This is a genomic window from Amycolatopsis sp. EV170708-02-1 (genome assembly GCF_022479115.1).
Taxonomy (GTDB): Bacteria; Actinomycetota; Actinomycetes; order Mycobacteriales; family Pseudonocardiaceae; genus Amycolatopsis.
The window spans coordinates 7,402,440-7,417,547 of the sequence record NZ_CP092497.1 but is presented as its reverse complement, the minus strand read 5'-3'; the positions used below and the strand labels follow the sequence as shown (position 1 = coordinate 7,417,547).

General features: G+C 71.7%; 11 protein-coding genes. 7 read left to right on the top strand and 4 right to left on the bottom strand.

Translation table 11 applies throughout. From position 1 onward, the window contains the following. The first annotated feature begins 5 nt into the window (after window positions 1-5). Window positions 6-2,261, top strand: a complete 2,256-nt coding sequence (locus MJQ72_RS33625; protein WP_240595069.1) for a cation-translocating P-type ATPase — start codon at window positions 6-8, stop codon at window positions 2,259-2,261. A gap of 943 nt (window positions 2,262-3,204) precedes the next feature. On the opposite strand, the gene MJQ72_RS33620 is transcribed toward MJQ72_RS33625, so the two are convergent. After that, the gene (locus MJQ72_RS33620) at window positions 3,205-3,714 is read right to left on the bottom strand and encodes a DUF4396 domain-containing protein (RefSeq protein WP_240595067.1); all 510 of its coding nucleotides are present in this window, start codon (window positions 3,712-3,714) and stop codon (window positions 3,205-3,207) included. Continuing rightward, complete coding sequence (locus tag MJQ72_RS33615) at window positions 3,704-4,261, bottom strand: carboxymuconolactone decarboxylase family protein (RefSeq protein ID WP_240595065.1); 558 nt, start codon at window positions 4,259-4,261, stop codon at window positions 3,704-3,706. Before MJQ72_RS33615 ends, MJQ72_RS33620 begins: the two co-directional genes overlap by 11 nt. Window positions 4,262-4,507: 246 nt before the next feature. On the opposite strand from MJQ72_RS33615, the gene MJQ72_RS33610 reads away from it, so the two are divergent. Beyond that, window positions 4,508-5,932: an MFS transporter gene (locus MJQ72_RS33610; protein WP_240595063.1), complete on the top strand. Its 1,425-nt coding sequence runs from the start codon at window positions 4,508-4,510 to the stop codon at window positions 5,930-5,932. A 190-nt stretch (window positions 5,933-6,122) separates the two neighbouring features. On the opposite strand, the gene MJQ72_RS33605 is transcribed toward MJQ72_RS33610, so the two are convergent. Both MJQ72_RS33605 and MJQ72_RS33600 read right to left on the bottom strand, forming a co-directional pair. Then, window positions 6,123-6,902 carry an FHA domain-containing protein gene (locus tag MJQ72_RS33605; RefSeq protein ID WP_240595061.1) on the bottom strand — a complete coding sequence of 260 codons (780 nt, stop codon included), beginning with the start codon at window positions 6,900-6,902 and terminating at the stop codon, window positions 6,123-6,125. After that, a complete protein-coding gene (locus MJQ72_RS33600) occupies window positions 6,899-8,653 on the bottom strand; it encodes a serine/threonine-protein kinase (protein WP_240595059.1) in 1,755 nt (584 codons plus the stop codon). Before MJQ72_RS33600 ends, MJQ72_RS33605 begins: the two co-directional genes overlap by 4 nt. Window positions 8,654-8,788: 135 nt before the next feature. Here MJQ72_RS33600 and MJQ72_RS33595 point away from each other — a divergent pair, with 135 nt between their 5' ends. Genes MJQ72_RS33595 through MJQ72_RS33575 form a run of 5 tightly spaced genes read left to right on the top strand, consistent with a single transcriptional unit; the run spans window position 8,789 to window position 15,047 of the window. Further along, a complete protein-coding gene (locus tag MJQ72_RS33595; RefSeq protein ID WP_240595057.1) occupies window positions 8,789-9,391 on the top strand; it encodes a hypothetical protein in 603 nt (200 codons plus the stop codon). Then, window positions 9,343-10,875: a fibronectin type III domain-containing protein gene (locus tag MJQ72_RS33590; RefSeq protein ID WP_240595055.1), complete on the top strand. Its 1,533-nt coding sequence runs from the start codon at window positions 9,343-9,345 to the stop codon at window positions 10,873-10,875. The genes MJQ72_RS33595 and MJQ72_RS33590 overlap by 49 nt, the downstream gene beginning before the upstream one ends. A gap of 4 nt (window positions 10,876-10,879) precedes the next feature. Continuing rightward, the gene (locus tag MJQ72_RS33585; RefSeq protein WP_240595053.1) at window positions 10,880-11,842 is read left to right on the top strand and encodes a MoxR family ATPase; all 963 of its coding nucleotides are present in this window, start codon (window positions 10,880-10,882) and stop codon (window positions 11,840-11,842) included. Beyond that, window positions 11,842-12,969 (top strand): DUF58 domain-containing protein, encoded by a 1,128-nt coding sequence (locus tag MJQ72_RS33580; protein ID WP_240595051.1) that lies wholly within the window; start codon window positions 11,842-11,844, stop codon window positions 12,967-12,969. Before MJQ72_RS33585 ends, MJQ72_RS33580 begins: the two co-directional genes overlap by 1 nt. Then, window positions 12,966-15,047 (top strand): transglutaminase domain-containing protein, encoded by a 2,082-nt coding sequence (locus tag MJQ72_RS33575; RefSeq protein ID WP_240595049.1) that lies wholly within the window; start codon window positions 12,966-12,968, stop codon window positions 15,045-15,047. Before MJQ72_RS33580 ends, MJQ72_RS33575 begins: the two co-directional genes overlap by 4 nt. Window positions 15,048-15,108: the final 61 nt, after the last annotated feature.

The window sequence follows — 15,108 nt, the reverse complement described above, 5'->3', positions numbered from 1 at the left end:
CCACGATGACTTCCGATCTGGACCAGGCCACCACGGCCGAGGTCGAACTCGCGATCACCGGGATGACCTGCGCGTCGTGCGCGATGCGCATCGAGAAGAAGCTGAACAAGCTGGACGGCGTCACCGCCACGGTCAATTACGCCACGGAGAAGGCGAAGGTCACCTACAGCGGGGACATCGAACCCCAGCGGCTGATCGAGCAGGTGGAGGCGGCCGGTTACGCGGCCGCCCTGCCCGCTCCGCCGAAGCAGGAGCGGCCGGACGGGCCCGCCGAGGAGGCCGATCCGATCGCGCCGTTGCGGCAGCGGCTGATCGGTTCCACGGTGCTGTCGGTGCCGGTGATCCTGCTGGCGATGGTGCCGGCGTTCCAGTTCACCTACTGGCAGTGGATCTCGCTGACGCTGGCCGCGCCGGTGCTGGTGTGGGCGGCGTGGCCGTTCCACAAGGCGGCGTGGGCGAATCTGCGCCACGGCGCGGCCACCATGGACACCCTGATCTCGATGGGCACGCTCGCCGCGTTCCTGTGGTCGCTGTACGCGCTGCTGTTCGGCAGCGCGGGAACGCCGGGCATGACGCACGCCTTCGAGCTGACCGTGGAGCGGATGGCCGGGGACGGCAACATCTACCTCGAGGTCGCCGCCGGGGTGACGACGTTCATCCTCGCTGGGCGGTACTTCGAGGCGCGGTCCAAGCGCCGGGCGGGTGCCGCGCTGCGGGCGTTGCTGGAGCTGGGCGCGAAGGACGTCGCCGTACTCCGTGACGGCAAGGAAGAGCGGATCCCGGTCGACCGGCTCATCGTCGGGGACCGGTTCGTGGTCCGGCCGGGGGAGAAGATCGCCACCGACGGCGTGATCACCGAAGGCAGTTCCGCCGTCGACGCCAGCATGCTGACCGGCGAGAGCGTCCCCGTCGAGGTCGGCCCCGGCGACTCCGTGGTCGGCGCGACGGTCAACGCGGGCGGACGGCTCGTCGTCCGTGCGACGCGGGTCGGCGCGGACACGCAGCTCGCGCAGATGGCGAAGCTGGTGGAGGACGCGCAGACCGGCAAGGCGCAGGTCCAGCGGCTGGCCGACCGGGTTTCGGGTGTGTTCGTGCCGATCGTGATCGCGCTCGCCGTCGGCACGCTGATGTTCTGGCTCGGGGCCGGTGGTTCGGTGGCGGCGGCGTTCACCGCCGCGGTGGCCGTGCTGATCATCGCCTGCCCGTGCGCACTGGGGCTGGCGACGCCGACCGCGCTGCTCGTGGGTACCGGACGGGGCGCGCAGCTCGGGATCCTGATCAAGGGGCCGGAAGTGCTGGAGTCCACCCGGTCGGTCGACACGGTGGTCCTCGACAAGACCGGCACCGTGACCACCGGGCAGATGTCGCTGGTGGCGGTCCACGTCGCCGAAGGCGCCGACGAGGAGACGACGCTGCGCTTGGCCGGTGCGCTGGAGAACGCGTCGGAGCACCCGATCGCGCAGGCCATCGCCCGCGCGGCACGGGAGCGGGTGGGCGAGCTGCCCGCCGTCGAGGAGTTCACCAACGTCGAAGGCCTTGGCGTGCAAGGGATCGTCGACGGCAAGGCGGTGCTGGCCGGGCGTAGCGCGCTGCTGGAGGAGTGGGCGCACCACCTGACGGCGAACCTCGCCGAGGCCAAGGCGTCCGAAGAGAAGGACGGCCGGACGGCGATCGTGGTCGGCTGGGACGGGAAGGCCCGTGCCGTACTCGTCGTCGCCGACACGGTGAAGCCGACGTCCGCCGAAGCCATCACGCGGCTGCGGGCGCTCGGCCTGACCCCGGTCCTGCTCACCGGGGACAACGAGGCCGTGGCCCGCGCGGTGGCCGCGGAGGTCGGGATCACCGAGGTGATCGCCGAGGTCCTGCCCAAGGACAAGGTCGACGTGGTCAAGCGGCTGCAGGGCGAGGGCAAGGTGGTCGCCATGGTGGGCGACGGCGTCAACGACGCGGCCGCGCTGGCACAGGCCGACCTCGGCCTGGCCATGGGCACCGGCACGGACGTCGCCATCGAGGCGTCGGATCTCACCCTCGTCCGCGGTGATCTGCGGGCGGCGGTGGACGCGATCCGGCTCTCGCGGCGGACGCTGCGCACCATCAAGGGCAACCTGTTCTGGGCCTTCGCCTACAACGTCGCGGCGCTGCCACTGGCCGCGGCGGGGCTGCTCAACCCGATGATCGCCGGCGCCGCGATGGCGTTCAGCTCGGTCTTCGTGGTCACGAACAGCCTGCGGCTCAAGGGATTCCGCGGCACGGCGAGCTGATCATCGCTCGAACGAGGCGCTCGCGCGGCACTTCCGGTGCCGCGCGAGTGCCTTTTCGCTCGTGCCTGCCCCGGACGCGCGCGGCGGGGGCCCGCGATGCATCCCGGTGGCCGCGGCGCGCGCGTCGCGAAAGCCACTTTCGCGACGTCTGATGTCCCGAAAGTGGCTTTCGCGACATGGCGGGCGGTCCCGGGCGCAGGTCGGGTGGGTCGTGAGTGGCGTTTCGGGCTCTCGCCGTCCTTACCACTCACGAGACTCGACCGGCGATGTCACGTGACCGACCGGAGGACACGCGTGATCCGGCGGACGACACGACCGCGGCCGGGTTCCGCCGCGAGTCGTCCGTCTGATCACGTGTGTCGTCCGTCCAGCCACGTGTGTCGTCCGTCCAGCCACGTGTGTCGTCCGGTCAGTCACGCGAACCCGCCGCCGGCGCACCGGCGGTAGGTACCTAAGCCACCCTTGGCTCTAGCCCGAAACGCCGCTCACGAGACGTGCCCACCACGCCAGCCGCCTTCCCCGGAAGTACGTGAAGGCTCCCTTCACCGCGTTAGACGCAGTGAAGGGAGCCTTCACGGACTTGGGAAGGTCGAGTTTCCTCGGCTGAGCCGAGGGAAGGGGTCCTTCACGCGTCGCCGCTGGGACAGGGGGTGTTGTCAGGGTCGCGGTTGGCTATCGCGTTGTCCGTGAGGGCCTCCTTCCCTACCTTGAGGGTAGGCAAGGAGGCCCTCACGGACCTGCGACCATGTCGCGTCCAGCAGGTACCAAGACACCTCGACTCGAACGGAACTCGCGTGATCAGCGGCGGAACACGCGAGTACGGCCTCCAGTCACGCGAGTCACGTCTTTGCCCGTACCGCGCCAGTTCCCTTGTGTGGACGAACGAGAAGAGCCGCCCCTGGTGCGGAAGCACCAGGGGCGGCCCTTGTTCGTCGCGGATCTTTCAGTGGTGGTAGGCGTGCACGACCGCGTGTCCGGCGCCGCGGCCGATGAGCCACTTGTTGACCGGCGTGGTGAGCAGGAAAGCGACGAAGAGCGCGAAGGCGAGCGCGCCCCAGAACAGGAAGCTGCCGAGGCCTGCCTCCATCGCGCCCGGGACGACGAGCATCACCCCGTTGTCAATGATCTCCATGACGATGATCGAGACGGTGTCGGCGGCGAGGGCGACCTTGAGGGCCTGCTTGAAGCCGACACCCGCGCGCAGGACGCCGCGCATCGTCAGCGCGTAGCCGAAGACGAACGCCAGCGCGACGGCGAGCACGATGGTGGCGAGGTTGCCCCAGCCCAGCGCGGTGCCGATCACCATGCCGAGCACTTCGCCGATGGCGCAGCCGGTGAGGCAGTGCAGGGTGGCGGACGCCGCCATACCCCAGGAGACCTTGCCCGGTCGGTGCTGTTCGTGGCCGCCGTGGTGCTGGTGTTCGTGGTGCGAGTGGTCGTGCTCAACCGACATGGTCGTGTTTCTCCTTTGTGGACTGCTCGGCAGGTGCGGGTTCGAGTCCTGCGACGAGATTGAACGAACCGGTGAGCAGGTTGAGCGACACCAGCCCCACCGTGTCGGCGATGAGCTGGTCGCTCCAGCCGTGTCGCCGCAATTCGGCGACGTCCTCGTCGCCGATCGAGGCCGGTTCGGCGAGGACCCGCACGGCATACGCGATCAGCGCGGCCTCGCGCCGATCGGTGGAGGTGCCCTGCCGGGCCAGCGCGATGTCGTTGTCGCTGAGCCCGGCGGCCCGTGCGGCCTGTGTGTGCGCCTGCAGGCACAGCGCGCAACCGATCCACTCCTGCAGGGCGAGTGAGATCTTTTCGCTGAGTGCCCGGGGGAGCTTGACCCGCTTCATGGCCCGCGAGAAGTCGAGGTAGCCCTGAAGGAGCGCGGGGGAGTTGGCCATCGCGGAGACCATCGGGCCTGCCGAGCCGCGCCGTTGGACGATGTCGCCGAGCAGCTCGGCGGACTTCGCCGGCGCGTCGGCCGGATCAAGCGACTGAAGACGCTGCATGGCTCCTCCTCGTCCTGTCGGTCGCAGGAACCTTATACCTGTATGGGGTACCTGTCCAGTGCTGGTGACTCCTCGGTGTTCTGCGCGACGAATCTTTGCCGGGCAACGGATTTGCCGTCGAGGTGGCGACTGTGGCGATCACTACACTAATACCCCATAGGGGTACTTGTGCGACGGTGCCGATGGGCCTAACTTCAACTCCGCAATACCCCCTATGGGTAATGGAATCCTGAAAGGACGGTCGTCATGGCGGAGACAACCCCGGACCCACGACGGTGGTGGGCGCTGGGACTCATCGCGTTGGCCCAGTTCATGGTCATCATGGACACTTCGATCATCGGCGTCGCCCTACCGGCGATGCAGCAGGACCTCGGGTTCTCCCCGGGTGACCTGTCGTGGGTGTTCAACGCCTACGTCATCGCGCTGGCCGGGCTGCTCCTGCTCGGCGGACGCCTCTCGGACCTGTTCGGCGCGCGGAGGATGTTCACCGCCGGCTGGGTCGTCACCCTCGGCGGTTCCGTGGTCGCCGCGGTCGCGGGCACCGCATGGGTCGAACTGCTCGGCCGGGTCTTGCAGGGTGCGGGCGCGGCGTTGATCGCGCCGTCCGCGCTGACCCTGCTGATGATGCTGTTCGGCTCACGGCCCCGTGAGCTGACCAAGGCGCTCGCGCTGTACGGCGCGGCCGCTCCCGCCGGTGGCACGGCCGGGGTGTTCCTCGGCGGCGTGATCACCGAATGGCTGTCGTGGCCGTGGATCTTCTGGCTCTACGTCCCGATCTCGCTGATCGCGATCGTGGCGACCGGCAAGCTGATGCCGTCCGCCCCGGCCCGGCGTGGCTCGGTCGATCTGGCCGGTGCGGTCGCGGCGACCGCGGGCCTCGGCCTGACGGTGTTCGGTGTCGTGCGGGCGCCGGAAGCGGGCTGGGACTCGGCAGGCACCTGGGGTGCGCTGATCGGCGGCATCGCCCTGCTCGCGGTGTTCGTGGCCATCCAGCGGAAGCGCGAGGTTCCCTTGGTGCGGCTGGGGATCTTCCGGACGCCGAACCTCGGCGGCGCGAACCTGGCGCAGTTCCTGCTCGGCGCGGCGTGGATCCCGATGTGGTACTTCCTCAACCTGTACCTGCAGCAGGTGCTGGGCTACGGGGCGTTCGCCAGCGGTGCGGCGCTGCTGCCGATGACGGTGCTGATCGTGGTGCTCATGGTCGCGGTCGCGCCCCGGTTGATCGGCCGGTTCGGGCCGAAGAAGATGATCATCGGCGGACTGTGGGCGCTCGCCGCGGGCCTGGTGTGGCTGTCGTTCGTCAGCCCGACGGGGAACTTCGTCGTCGACGTCCTGCCCGCGTCGCTGGTCGCGGCCCTTGGCCAGGCGCTGGCGTTCATCCCGTCGCTGGGAACGGCGATCTCCAGCGCGAAACCGGAGGAAGGCGGACTCGCGTCGGGGATCGTGAACACCTCGTACCAGATCGGGTCGGCCCTCGGCCTGGCCGCGATGACCGCGGTCGCCGTGTCGGCCGGTGCGGGCCGGGTCGGTGACCCGGTCGCGCTGACCGGCGGCTACTCGGCCGCGTTCCTCGGCGCCGCCGGGATCGCCGTCGCGGGCGGCTTCCTGGCCATGGCGGCACTGCGCACCCCCAGTGACGTCAGCGGAGGTGAACCGGCGGTCCGGCGATGACCGGCTGTATCCCCGTGTGGAGGGCGAGACCGGTCCAGGTCCGCCCTCCACACGGCGTTCCGGGTTCGAAGCGAGGGGTCAACGTCAGCGGAGGCGGGGAGCGCGAGTAGTTGCCCAGCGGCGGGGAAGGAGACCTCCACTGCGCCGCCGTTAGCGCTCGACAGTCCGAAATGGACGGACGAAATCGCCGTCACGGCCGCCGATCGCGCGGTTCCAGCAAGGCGAGATCCGGCGGCACCAGGGTCGCGGACTGTAGCAGCTCGCCGATCAGGTGGACGTTCAGCGCGTTGCCCACGGGCTCGCCGACCTCCTCTTTGGTGAGGCCGGGCACTCCGGCATCGATGAGCCGCTGGCGGACCCCGGTCACGATGTGCTCGGCCTTTTTGGGCGCCCAGTTCTCGTCCGGGTCCACTTTGGCCAGTTGGTCGGCGACCCGGCGCCAGCTCAGGGGTTGCGGGTAGGCCTCCCGGCGGAGGAATCGTTGCGCCAGCGCGACCAGGACGGTGCGCTCGGCCGTGTTCAGCCGCCAGACGCGCGGCGGCTCCGTGACCTCCGTGCCGAGGGACACCGGGGCGGGAGAATCGGTTCCCGCGACGAAGATCTCCAGCAGGTGTTCACGTCCGCTGGAGCCGCGGATGAAAAGCGCGGTGTAGCCGTCGGAAAGCGGTGCCGGTTCGTCGCCGCCGAAGACGAGCCGGGAACCGGGGAGCCGGAGCGGAAGCTTGCCTTCGTTGCGCACGCACCAGGCGCCGCCTTCGTGGACGAGTGTGCCCTGATGGCGGCTGATCTGCCGGTCGTCCTCGCCGAGGGGGACGTGCACGTCGTCCCGGTTGCGGCCGAACAGGAGCTGCCGTCCGTCTTTCGGGGGCATCGACGACCGGCCGGACACGGTCGAGGCGAAGATCGTCCCCGGCTCGGCGGGCGGGACACCGTGGGCGAGGCTGGGATGGCAGCGGTCGAACGTGGTCATGGCAACCTCCTCGCCACTTCGCCCGCCAAGGTCTTGGCCGGGCCGCAGAGCCGTTCCGATGGCGGGTCGCCGTTCACCACGATCAGGACGGATTCCAGCATCGGGATGTTGTCGATGTCGGTGTACGGGCGATAGGCGATCGTCGAGCGGCACGTTCCCGGCCCGTAGTCGTCGGCGGCCGTCCGGATCTCCCGGCCCGCCACGGTGCTGTGCGCGCCGTCCTCGTCGTCGAGGGGATGTCCCCGGTCGAAGATCACCCGTACCCGGCCCGCGGGACCCTCGAAGTTGCAGCTCCACCGGCCGAAGAACGGCTGCGGCGGGCCGGGCACCTCGGGTGCCTTGGGATCGAGCAGGGCGCACGCGTCCACTTCGGCGAGCGAGCGTGCGGGGAATTTCCCCTTCCGGAGCGGGGTTCCGTCGCGGGACAACGCCTTCGTCGCCGAATCGGTGGCGATGTCGGCGACCGCGCACAGGTCCACCGGGGCGCCGGGATCGTCGCTCGCGGTGACCGACACGAGGTATCCCTCGGGAACGAGGATCAGCCGGGCGCATTTGTCGTCCTGGAGATGGCCGCCGACGACGTCGAAGGCCCCGACGCGTTTCAGCTCGCCGTCCGGCGGGCTCCCGGGGTGGTTCTTCAGCTCCACCTTGACGTCGGTGAAATTCCCGTCGCCGCGGTGGAGGAGCACGTCGCACCGGTTGAAGTTGCCGTAATCGGGTTCGAGCTCGGTGCGTCCGTACGAGCGGAGCGCGGCCGTGTCGGTCAAGCGGCAGGGATCCAGGGCGCGGGCGTCGAAGGGCGCGGGCGTCGCCGGAGCCGTTGGCGTGCTCGCCGAGAGCGTGCCGACCGCGATGGCCGCGATACCCGCCGCCGCGCCGATCGGGCGCCGGAACCGATGGACCACACGGCGTCTCGCGGGGGACGCCTCGGCCGTGCCGCCCGAGGCCACCGCCAGGGCCGCGCCCGCTTCGGCGGCCGACGGGCGGAGTGCCGGGTCCGGGTCCAGCATCCGCGCGAGCGGCTCCGCCAGTGCGTCCGCGGCACGGGGCAGCGGGATGTCGCCGTCCGCGGCACGACGGACCCGCGCGAGCGGGGTCTCCCCGGCGAACATCGGCGAACCCTCGAGAGCGGCGTAGAGCGTCGCGCCGAGGGAGAACACGTCCGAGGCTTCGGTGGGCGGGTCACCCCGCGCGACCTCGGGAGCGAGATAGCCGGGAGTGCCCGCGTACAGCGCCGCGTCGGTCAAGGTCTCGTCCGCCGCGACGGACCGGGAGATGCCGAAATCGGTCAGTTTCACCCGCCCGTCCTCGCCGATCAGGACGTTGCCCGGTTTGAGGTCGCGATGGAGGATCTTCCGCTCGTGGACGGCGGCGAGCGCCGACGCCAGCTGGACCCCGATTTCCGCGACCTTCGCTTCGGGCAGTGCGCGTTCGCTCAGGACGGCGGCGAGGGTCCGCGAAGGGACGTACTCCTGGATCAGCCACAGTTCGTCGTCATCGCTGACGACTTCGTGGCAGGTGACCACGTGCGGATGGTCGACCGAAGCGGCCAAGCGTGCCTCGCGGCGCAGCTTGCGGCCGGCTCCGGTGGCGCTCATCTTCGCTTGTTTGGCCGCGACCGTGCGCCCGGTCCGCTCGTCGATCGCCCGCCAGACCACGCCTTCACCGCCGGCGCCGACGCGCTCGGCCAGCCGGTAGCGATCCGCGATGCGGCGGCCCGCCGGTTCACGGTCTCGGCGCGAGAACGTCATGTCGGACCATCCGTGGTCGTCAGCCGGAGAAGTACCCGTACGGGCACCGAGCGTAGCGTGGCCGGTCCCCGTCCCAGTAGGCGATGGGGTTTCATCTCGGGAACCCTCCCGAATCACTCGGCTACGGTCCGTGCCGTGAAAAAGGGCACTCGGGGGAGCACGGCTTGGCGGGCCCGGCTGCCGGTCGTGACGATCGTCGTGGTTTCGGTGGCGGTCTTGACGACCGCGGTCACCGGCGCGGCGAAACCGCCGCCGGGGATACAAGAGATCCCCGGCGGCCACTGGGTCTACAACTCCCTGCTGCAGGCGGCTTTCCACATCGACGGCGGCACGGCGGGGATCGACGCGCAGGTCGCGGTGCCGGGTGATCCGGGAAGCCAGGTCGTGCAGGGGGACACCAGCGGCTACGTTGTCGGCGGCACCCGGATCACCCCGTTCGGCAAATCGGACCTGACCGCCGGGCCGCCGGGGGTGCCGCCCTCGGGCGAGGTCCCGGTCGCCGTGGAGACCGCGGGCGGCCCGTACCTGGTGTACCGGCAGGCGGGCCGGATCATCCGGCTCGGCGATCCGCCCGCGCCGATCTCCGCCGGGGGCCGGTCGGCGACCCGGTCGCCACCGCGGACGGGACGCTGTGGCTGCCGCGTATCGCGTCCGGCCTGCTCTGCCGGCTGGACCGCGGCGCAGACACCGTGTCGTCCTGCCCGGTCGCGCTGCCCGCAGGGCATTTCGGCGCGCTGACGCTGGTGGGGGACGAGCTGCATTTCGTCGACACCTCCGACGGCGTCGTGCGCGCCGTCGAATCGGCCGGTCTCGGCGTGCCGGTGCCTATGGGCCTCGGCGCGGGCGCCGACCTCCGGACGGCGGCCAACGACGTGGCCGGTCGCGTGGCCGTGCTCGACCCCGCGCGGAGCCTGCTGCATCTGGTCGATCCCGCTCCCGCGCCGCGGCGGCCGATCACGGTGCCCCTCCCGCCCGGTCAGTACGACGCGCCGGTCGCGGCGGGCTCGGTGGTCGTCGTGGTCAACCGCACCTCGGGCCGGTTGTTCACCTACGACGCCGACGGCAGGCAGACGGACGACAAGCCGCTCCCGCCCGACGGCGGCACGGCCCGGGTCGTCCGCGGCGAGGATTCGCATATCTACGTCGACGGCGGCCAGGGCGCCCACGTCCTCGTCGTTGCCAAGGACGGCAAGGTCACCGACGTTCCCGTGGTCCCGCCCGCGGAGAAGAAGGACCAACCGGTCCCGGCACAGCCCGCGCCGGGACAGGGGCCCGTGGCCCCGCCCGCCGAGCGGCGTGGCGAGGACGGGCGTCCCGGCCAGGACACCGGCACCGACCGGCCCGGGCCCTCGAAGCCGAACCCGCCGCCGCCTCCGGTCACCCCGCCCGCCGTCCCGGCCAGCCCACCGGGCGCGCCGCCCGGGGTATCGGCGACCGGTGAGGCGGGCGCGGTCACGGTCGCGTGGTCGGCCGCTCCCGCCAACCGGGCCGAAGTGACGTCGTACCGGATCAGCTGGGCGGGTGGTTCCCGGACGGTGGACGGCGGCACCCGCCGCGTCAGGATCACCGGGCTGGCGAACGGGACGCGCTACACGTTCACCGTCGTCGCGATCAACAAGGCGGGCACCGGACCGGGCGCTTCGGCGTCGGCGACTCCGGCGGCGGCCGCGGCCGCACCGGCGTTGACCGTGAGCAACCGCGACGGCACCGCGGCGCTCTCCTGGACACGGCCGGATCTCGGTGGCGGGGAACTGGCGCACTATGTCGTCACCGGAACCGGTTTCGCGCAGCAGACGGTCACGGGCACTTCCGCGAGCTATCCCGGGCTGACCGCCGGGAATTCCTACACCTTCACCGTTCGCGCGGTGACCAGGACGCCCGACGGGCAGACGCGCGAGGGGCAGACGGCCAGCCGGACGATCACCGTCCCCGCGCCGACGATCACCATCAGCCGCGGCCGGGACACCTCCAGCGAGAACTGCCACGAGCCGGACTGTGCCGAGGTCAACGTGACGATGAAGGGTTTCGCGCCGAACACGCGGTACGCGATCCGGCTCAGCTCGTCGAGCAACACCAACGTGCGGACCGAATCGACCACGACCGGCGCCGACGGTTCGGCGACCTACAACGAACTCAACTACGACGTGCCCGGCCAGACCGTCTGGGTCAGTGTCCAGACCCCGGACGGCCGGATCACCTCCAACAGGATCAGGTGGACCTAGCTCGATGACTCCCCTTCGCCCGCCCGGCGCGGTCTACAAGCTCATCGCGGAGAACGTCCGCAGTGTGTTGCGCGGCAAGGAAAAGCTCGTCCGGCACGCGGTCACCGCGTTGTTCGCCGAAGGGCACCTGCTCGTGGAGGACGTTCCCGGTGTCGGCAAGACGACACTGGCCCGCTGCCTGGCCAGGAGCGTCGGCGGATCGTGGAACCGCATCCAGTTCACCCCCGACCTGCTGCCCGGCGACATCACCGGCGTCCCCGTCTACCACCAGCGGGAAGAACGCTTCGAGTTCCATCCCGGCGGGGTGTTCGCGAACATCGTGGTCGCGGACGAGATCAACCGCGGCACCCCGAAAACGCAGTCGGCCCTGCTCGAGGTGATGGCCGAGCGGACCGTCACCGTCGACGCCGTCCGGCACGAGGTGCCACGGCCGTTCCTGGTCGTCGCGACCCAGAACCCGATCGAGATGGCCGGGACCTACCGGCTGCCCGAAGCGCAGCTGGACCGGTTCCTGATGCGGCTGGAGGTCGGCTACCCGGACCTCGCCTCGGAGGTCAAGGTGATCATGGGCGACTGCGCGGGCGTCGGCCCGGACGAACTGGCCCCGGTGGTGGACATCGAGACGGTGCGCCGGGCGATCGGGCAGGTCCGGGCGGTCCACGTCGAACCCGCGCTCTGCGAGTACGCCGCCAGGCTCGCGGCCGCGACACGTGAGCACGTCGCCCTGCGGTACGGGGCGAGCCCGCGGGGCAGTATCGCGCTGATCCGCGCCGGGCAGGCCTATGCCGCGACCGACGGCCGGACGTTCGTCACCGTGGACGACGTCAAGGAGATCGCGCAGGCCGTGCTCGCGCACCGGCTGATCCTCACCGCCGACGCCGAGCTGAACGGCCGTGACCCCGGCGATGTGGTGGACGAGGTACTCGACGCGACGCCCGCCCCGGTGAGCGTGGGGCCGCGGGCCTGATGATCCGGCTGACCAGACGCGGTGCCGTCGTGCTCGCCGCGACCGTGGGGCTGTTCGTCCTCGGCCACTGGGCCGGCTATCCGTTCTTCCTCGCGATCGCGGGCGCCGGGGCGGGCGCGCTGATCGCGGCGATCGTCGCGACCGGACGGCGTCCCCGCGTCGTGGTGTCCCGCCAGGTCTACCCGGACCGGGTGGAGCGCGGCAGGCCCGCGGCCGCCACGCTTCGGGTGCGCAACCCGGCCAGGCGGCGGCACGGCGCCTTCACCGCGGGCGACCGGGTCGGCGCCGCGACGCGGACGGTCGCCATCCGCGCGCTGGGCCCCAACGCGGAAACCGCGCACAACTACGAATTGCCCACCGAGCGGCGTGGACGGCACCAGGTCGGCCCGCTCGTCCTCGAACGGGCGGACCCGTTCGGGCTCGGGTACCGGCGGCTGACCACGGGCGAGACCGCGACGTTGTGGGTCCATCCGCGGACGCACGTGATGTCCCCGCCGGGCGGCGGGCGGCCGCGGCACCACCACGAGGGGGCGGTCGCCGACGACCGGCTGCGCGGTTCCGAAGACCTGCGTGAAGTCCGGGAATACGTGCACGGCGACGAAATCAGGCATCTGCACTGGAAGGCGACGGCGAGGACCGGCAGCCTGATGGTGCGCGACTACGTCGATCCCCACCAGCCCAGGTTCACCGTGCTGCTGGACTCCCGGTTGCGCGGCCCCCGGCTGGAAGACGCGGTCGACGCGGCCGCGTCGCTGGCCGGTTCGGCGGCGCGCGCGGACCGGCCGACGCGGCTGGTCTCCTCCGGCGGTCTGGACGTGGACACCGGGGGAGGGCCACGGGCGGTGCGGCCGCTGCTGGACGCCTTGTGCGTGCTCGAACCGTCGTCCGGCCCGGCATTGGTCCCGGAGGTGCTGAGCCGCGCCGGGGTCGGCGGGCTGGCCGTGGTGACCGCCGGCGGCACTCCGGCCGATCGGGCCGCGGTGGCGGCTTTGCGTGACCGGTACTCGCCGTTGATCGTCTTCGTGCTCGGCGACGCCGAGACGTTCGAAGGTATCCCCGGTGCGGTGGTGCTTTCGGTCTCCGACGCCGCCGACGCGGCCCGACGATGGAACGCGCTCGGCTTATGAATCCACAATGGACACAACGGCTGGTGGCCGCCCTGCTGCTGCTCGCCACGGGACTTCCCGGCCTGCTCTTCGCGCCGGTGTTCGGCATGGGCTCGCTGCTGCTCCCGCTCGTCACGGTCCTTCTGGTCTGCTTCGCCGTCGTCGAGGTCTGCCTGCGGGTGGCCGCGCTGCGTCCGTGGCGGCCGGTCCTGATGCTCGTCCTGGGCCTGCTCGCGCTGGGAGAGCTGGAATTCGGGCCGGGTCTCCCGGACTCGGCGATGCTGCGGGGGCTGCTCGACGGTGTCACCCGGTCCTGGCAGCTGACGCTCCAGTCGACCTGGCCCGCGCGGGCGGACGCGGAGCTGTTCCTGTTCGTCCCGCTCGCGGTGCTGTTCGCCGCGGTGCTCGCCGTCGAACTTTCGCGCCTGCCCGCGGTGGCGCTGCTGCCAGGGCTGGCCGTCGCCGGGCTGAGCCAGGCCTATGTGGCGCTGTCCGGACCGGTAGCCACCGCCGCCGGGCTGGCCTACGTGGTCGTCGCCGGCACGCTGCTCGCCGTGACCCGGCGGCGGGAGAGCAGGCTCGTCCTCCTGCTGCCCGCCGTGGTGCTCGCGGTGGCGGTCTCGGCCGGGGTCACCGCCCTCGATCAGGGGGTCCGGCCGTCGCTGGCGCTCGAACACGCCGCCGCCCCGGTGCCGCCGCTGCGGGTGGACAACCCGCTCGACGAGGTCGCCGACCGGCTGACCCGCCCGGGCGAAGCGGTGTTCCGCTACACCGGGACGGCCGGGGCCGACCGCTGGCGGATCGCCGTCCTCACCGAGTTCGACGGGGTCAGCTGGCGGGCGAACGGTGACTATCTGCGGCTCGGCGCGACGCTCGGGACGGCCACCCGGCACGCGCGGATCACGGTCCCGGACGGTGGCGGCCCCTGGCTGCCCAGCCAGCCCCTCCTGGCCACGGTCGCCGGGGCCGACCCACTGGTCGACCCCGCGACCGGCACCCTCCTGCTGCCGGGACGGCGGGGACCGGTGGAGTACGAGCTCGGCTGGCGCGAACCGGCGGTGGCGCCGGAGGCGTTGCTGGACGCGGGAATCGACGCGTCGGCGGTGTCGGGCGGGGTCGGGCAGGTGCCGCCCGGCGTCGCCGAACTGGCGCGGACCGCCACCGGTGGGCTGCGTCCGTCGTTCCGGGCCGCGCTGGTGCTGGAGCGGTATCTCGCCGAGCACTACCGGCAGGCGACCGGCCCGGTTCTGCCGACCGGGAGCGGCTGGGCGCAGCTGAGCGGTTTCCTGTTCACCACCCGCGCGGGGACCAGCGAGCAGTTCGCCACGGCCTATGTTGCGCTGGCGAGGCTGACCGGTATCCCCGCCCGTGTCGCGGTGGGGTTCCGCGCCCCGCCTGGCGGTCCCGGCCCGGTGACAGTCCACAATGGAGACTCCTTCGCCTGGCCGGAGGTGGCCGTCGCGGGGGTCGGCTGGGTTCCGCTCGATCCCACCGGCGGCGCGTCCCGCGGCACCGCCGCGGCGGCCGGTGCGCTGGCGCGGGTCACCGCCCAGGCGCGCGACGCCCTCCCGCCGTCGCAGCACCTGCGGGATCCGGAAGTGCCCGCGGACAGGGATCCCGTCACCGGGCCGTCCGAGCCCGATACGCCGTGGGCCGGCACTTTGCTCGGCTGGCTCGGCATCGGTGTCGTCTCGGCGTTCGTCCTCGTCGTCGTGGCGATACCGGGCCGTCGAGCCGTCCGGACCGCGCGACGGCGCCGCCGCACCGGTCCGGCGGCGGTCGTCGCGGCCTGGCTGGAGGCACGGGACGTCCTGCGCGCGCACGACATCGTCGTGTCGCGCGGTGCCACGGCACGCGAACTCGCCGGCCGTCTGCCGTCCACAGTGGACAGCTCCGTCGCGGAAGGCCTGGAGTGGCTCGCTCGTCTGGTGGACCTCACGCTGTGGTCCCCGTACGGCGCCGACGACCGGACGGCCGCGCAGGCGTGGTCGGCGGTCCGGGCGATCCGGAAGGGATTCACGGAGGCCTCGTTCCGGACCCGGCTCCGGGCCGCGTTCGATCTGGGCAGCCTGCGGGAACCGGGACTCGTGACCGAATGACCGGGAACAGCTTTGGCGTCCCCCTCGGCATCGGGCCGGTCGCGACCGTCTATCCCGCGAC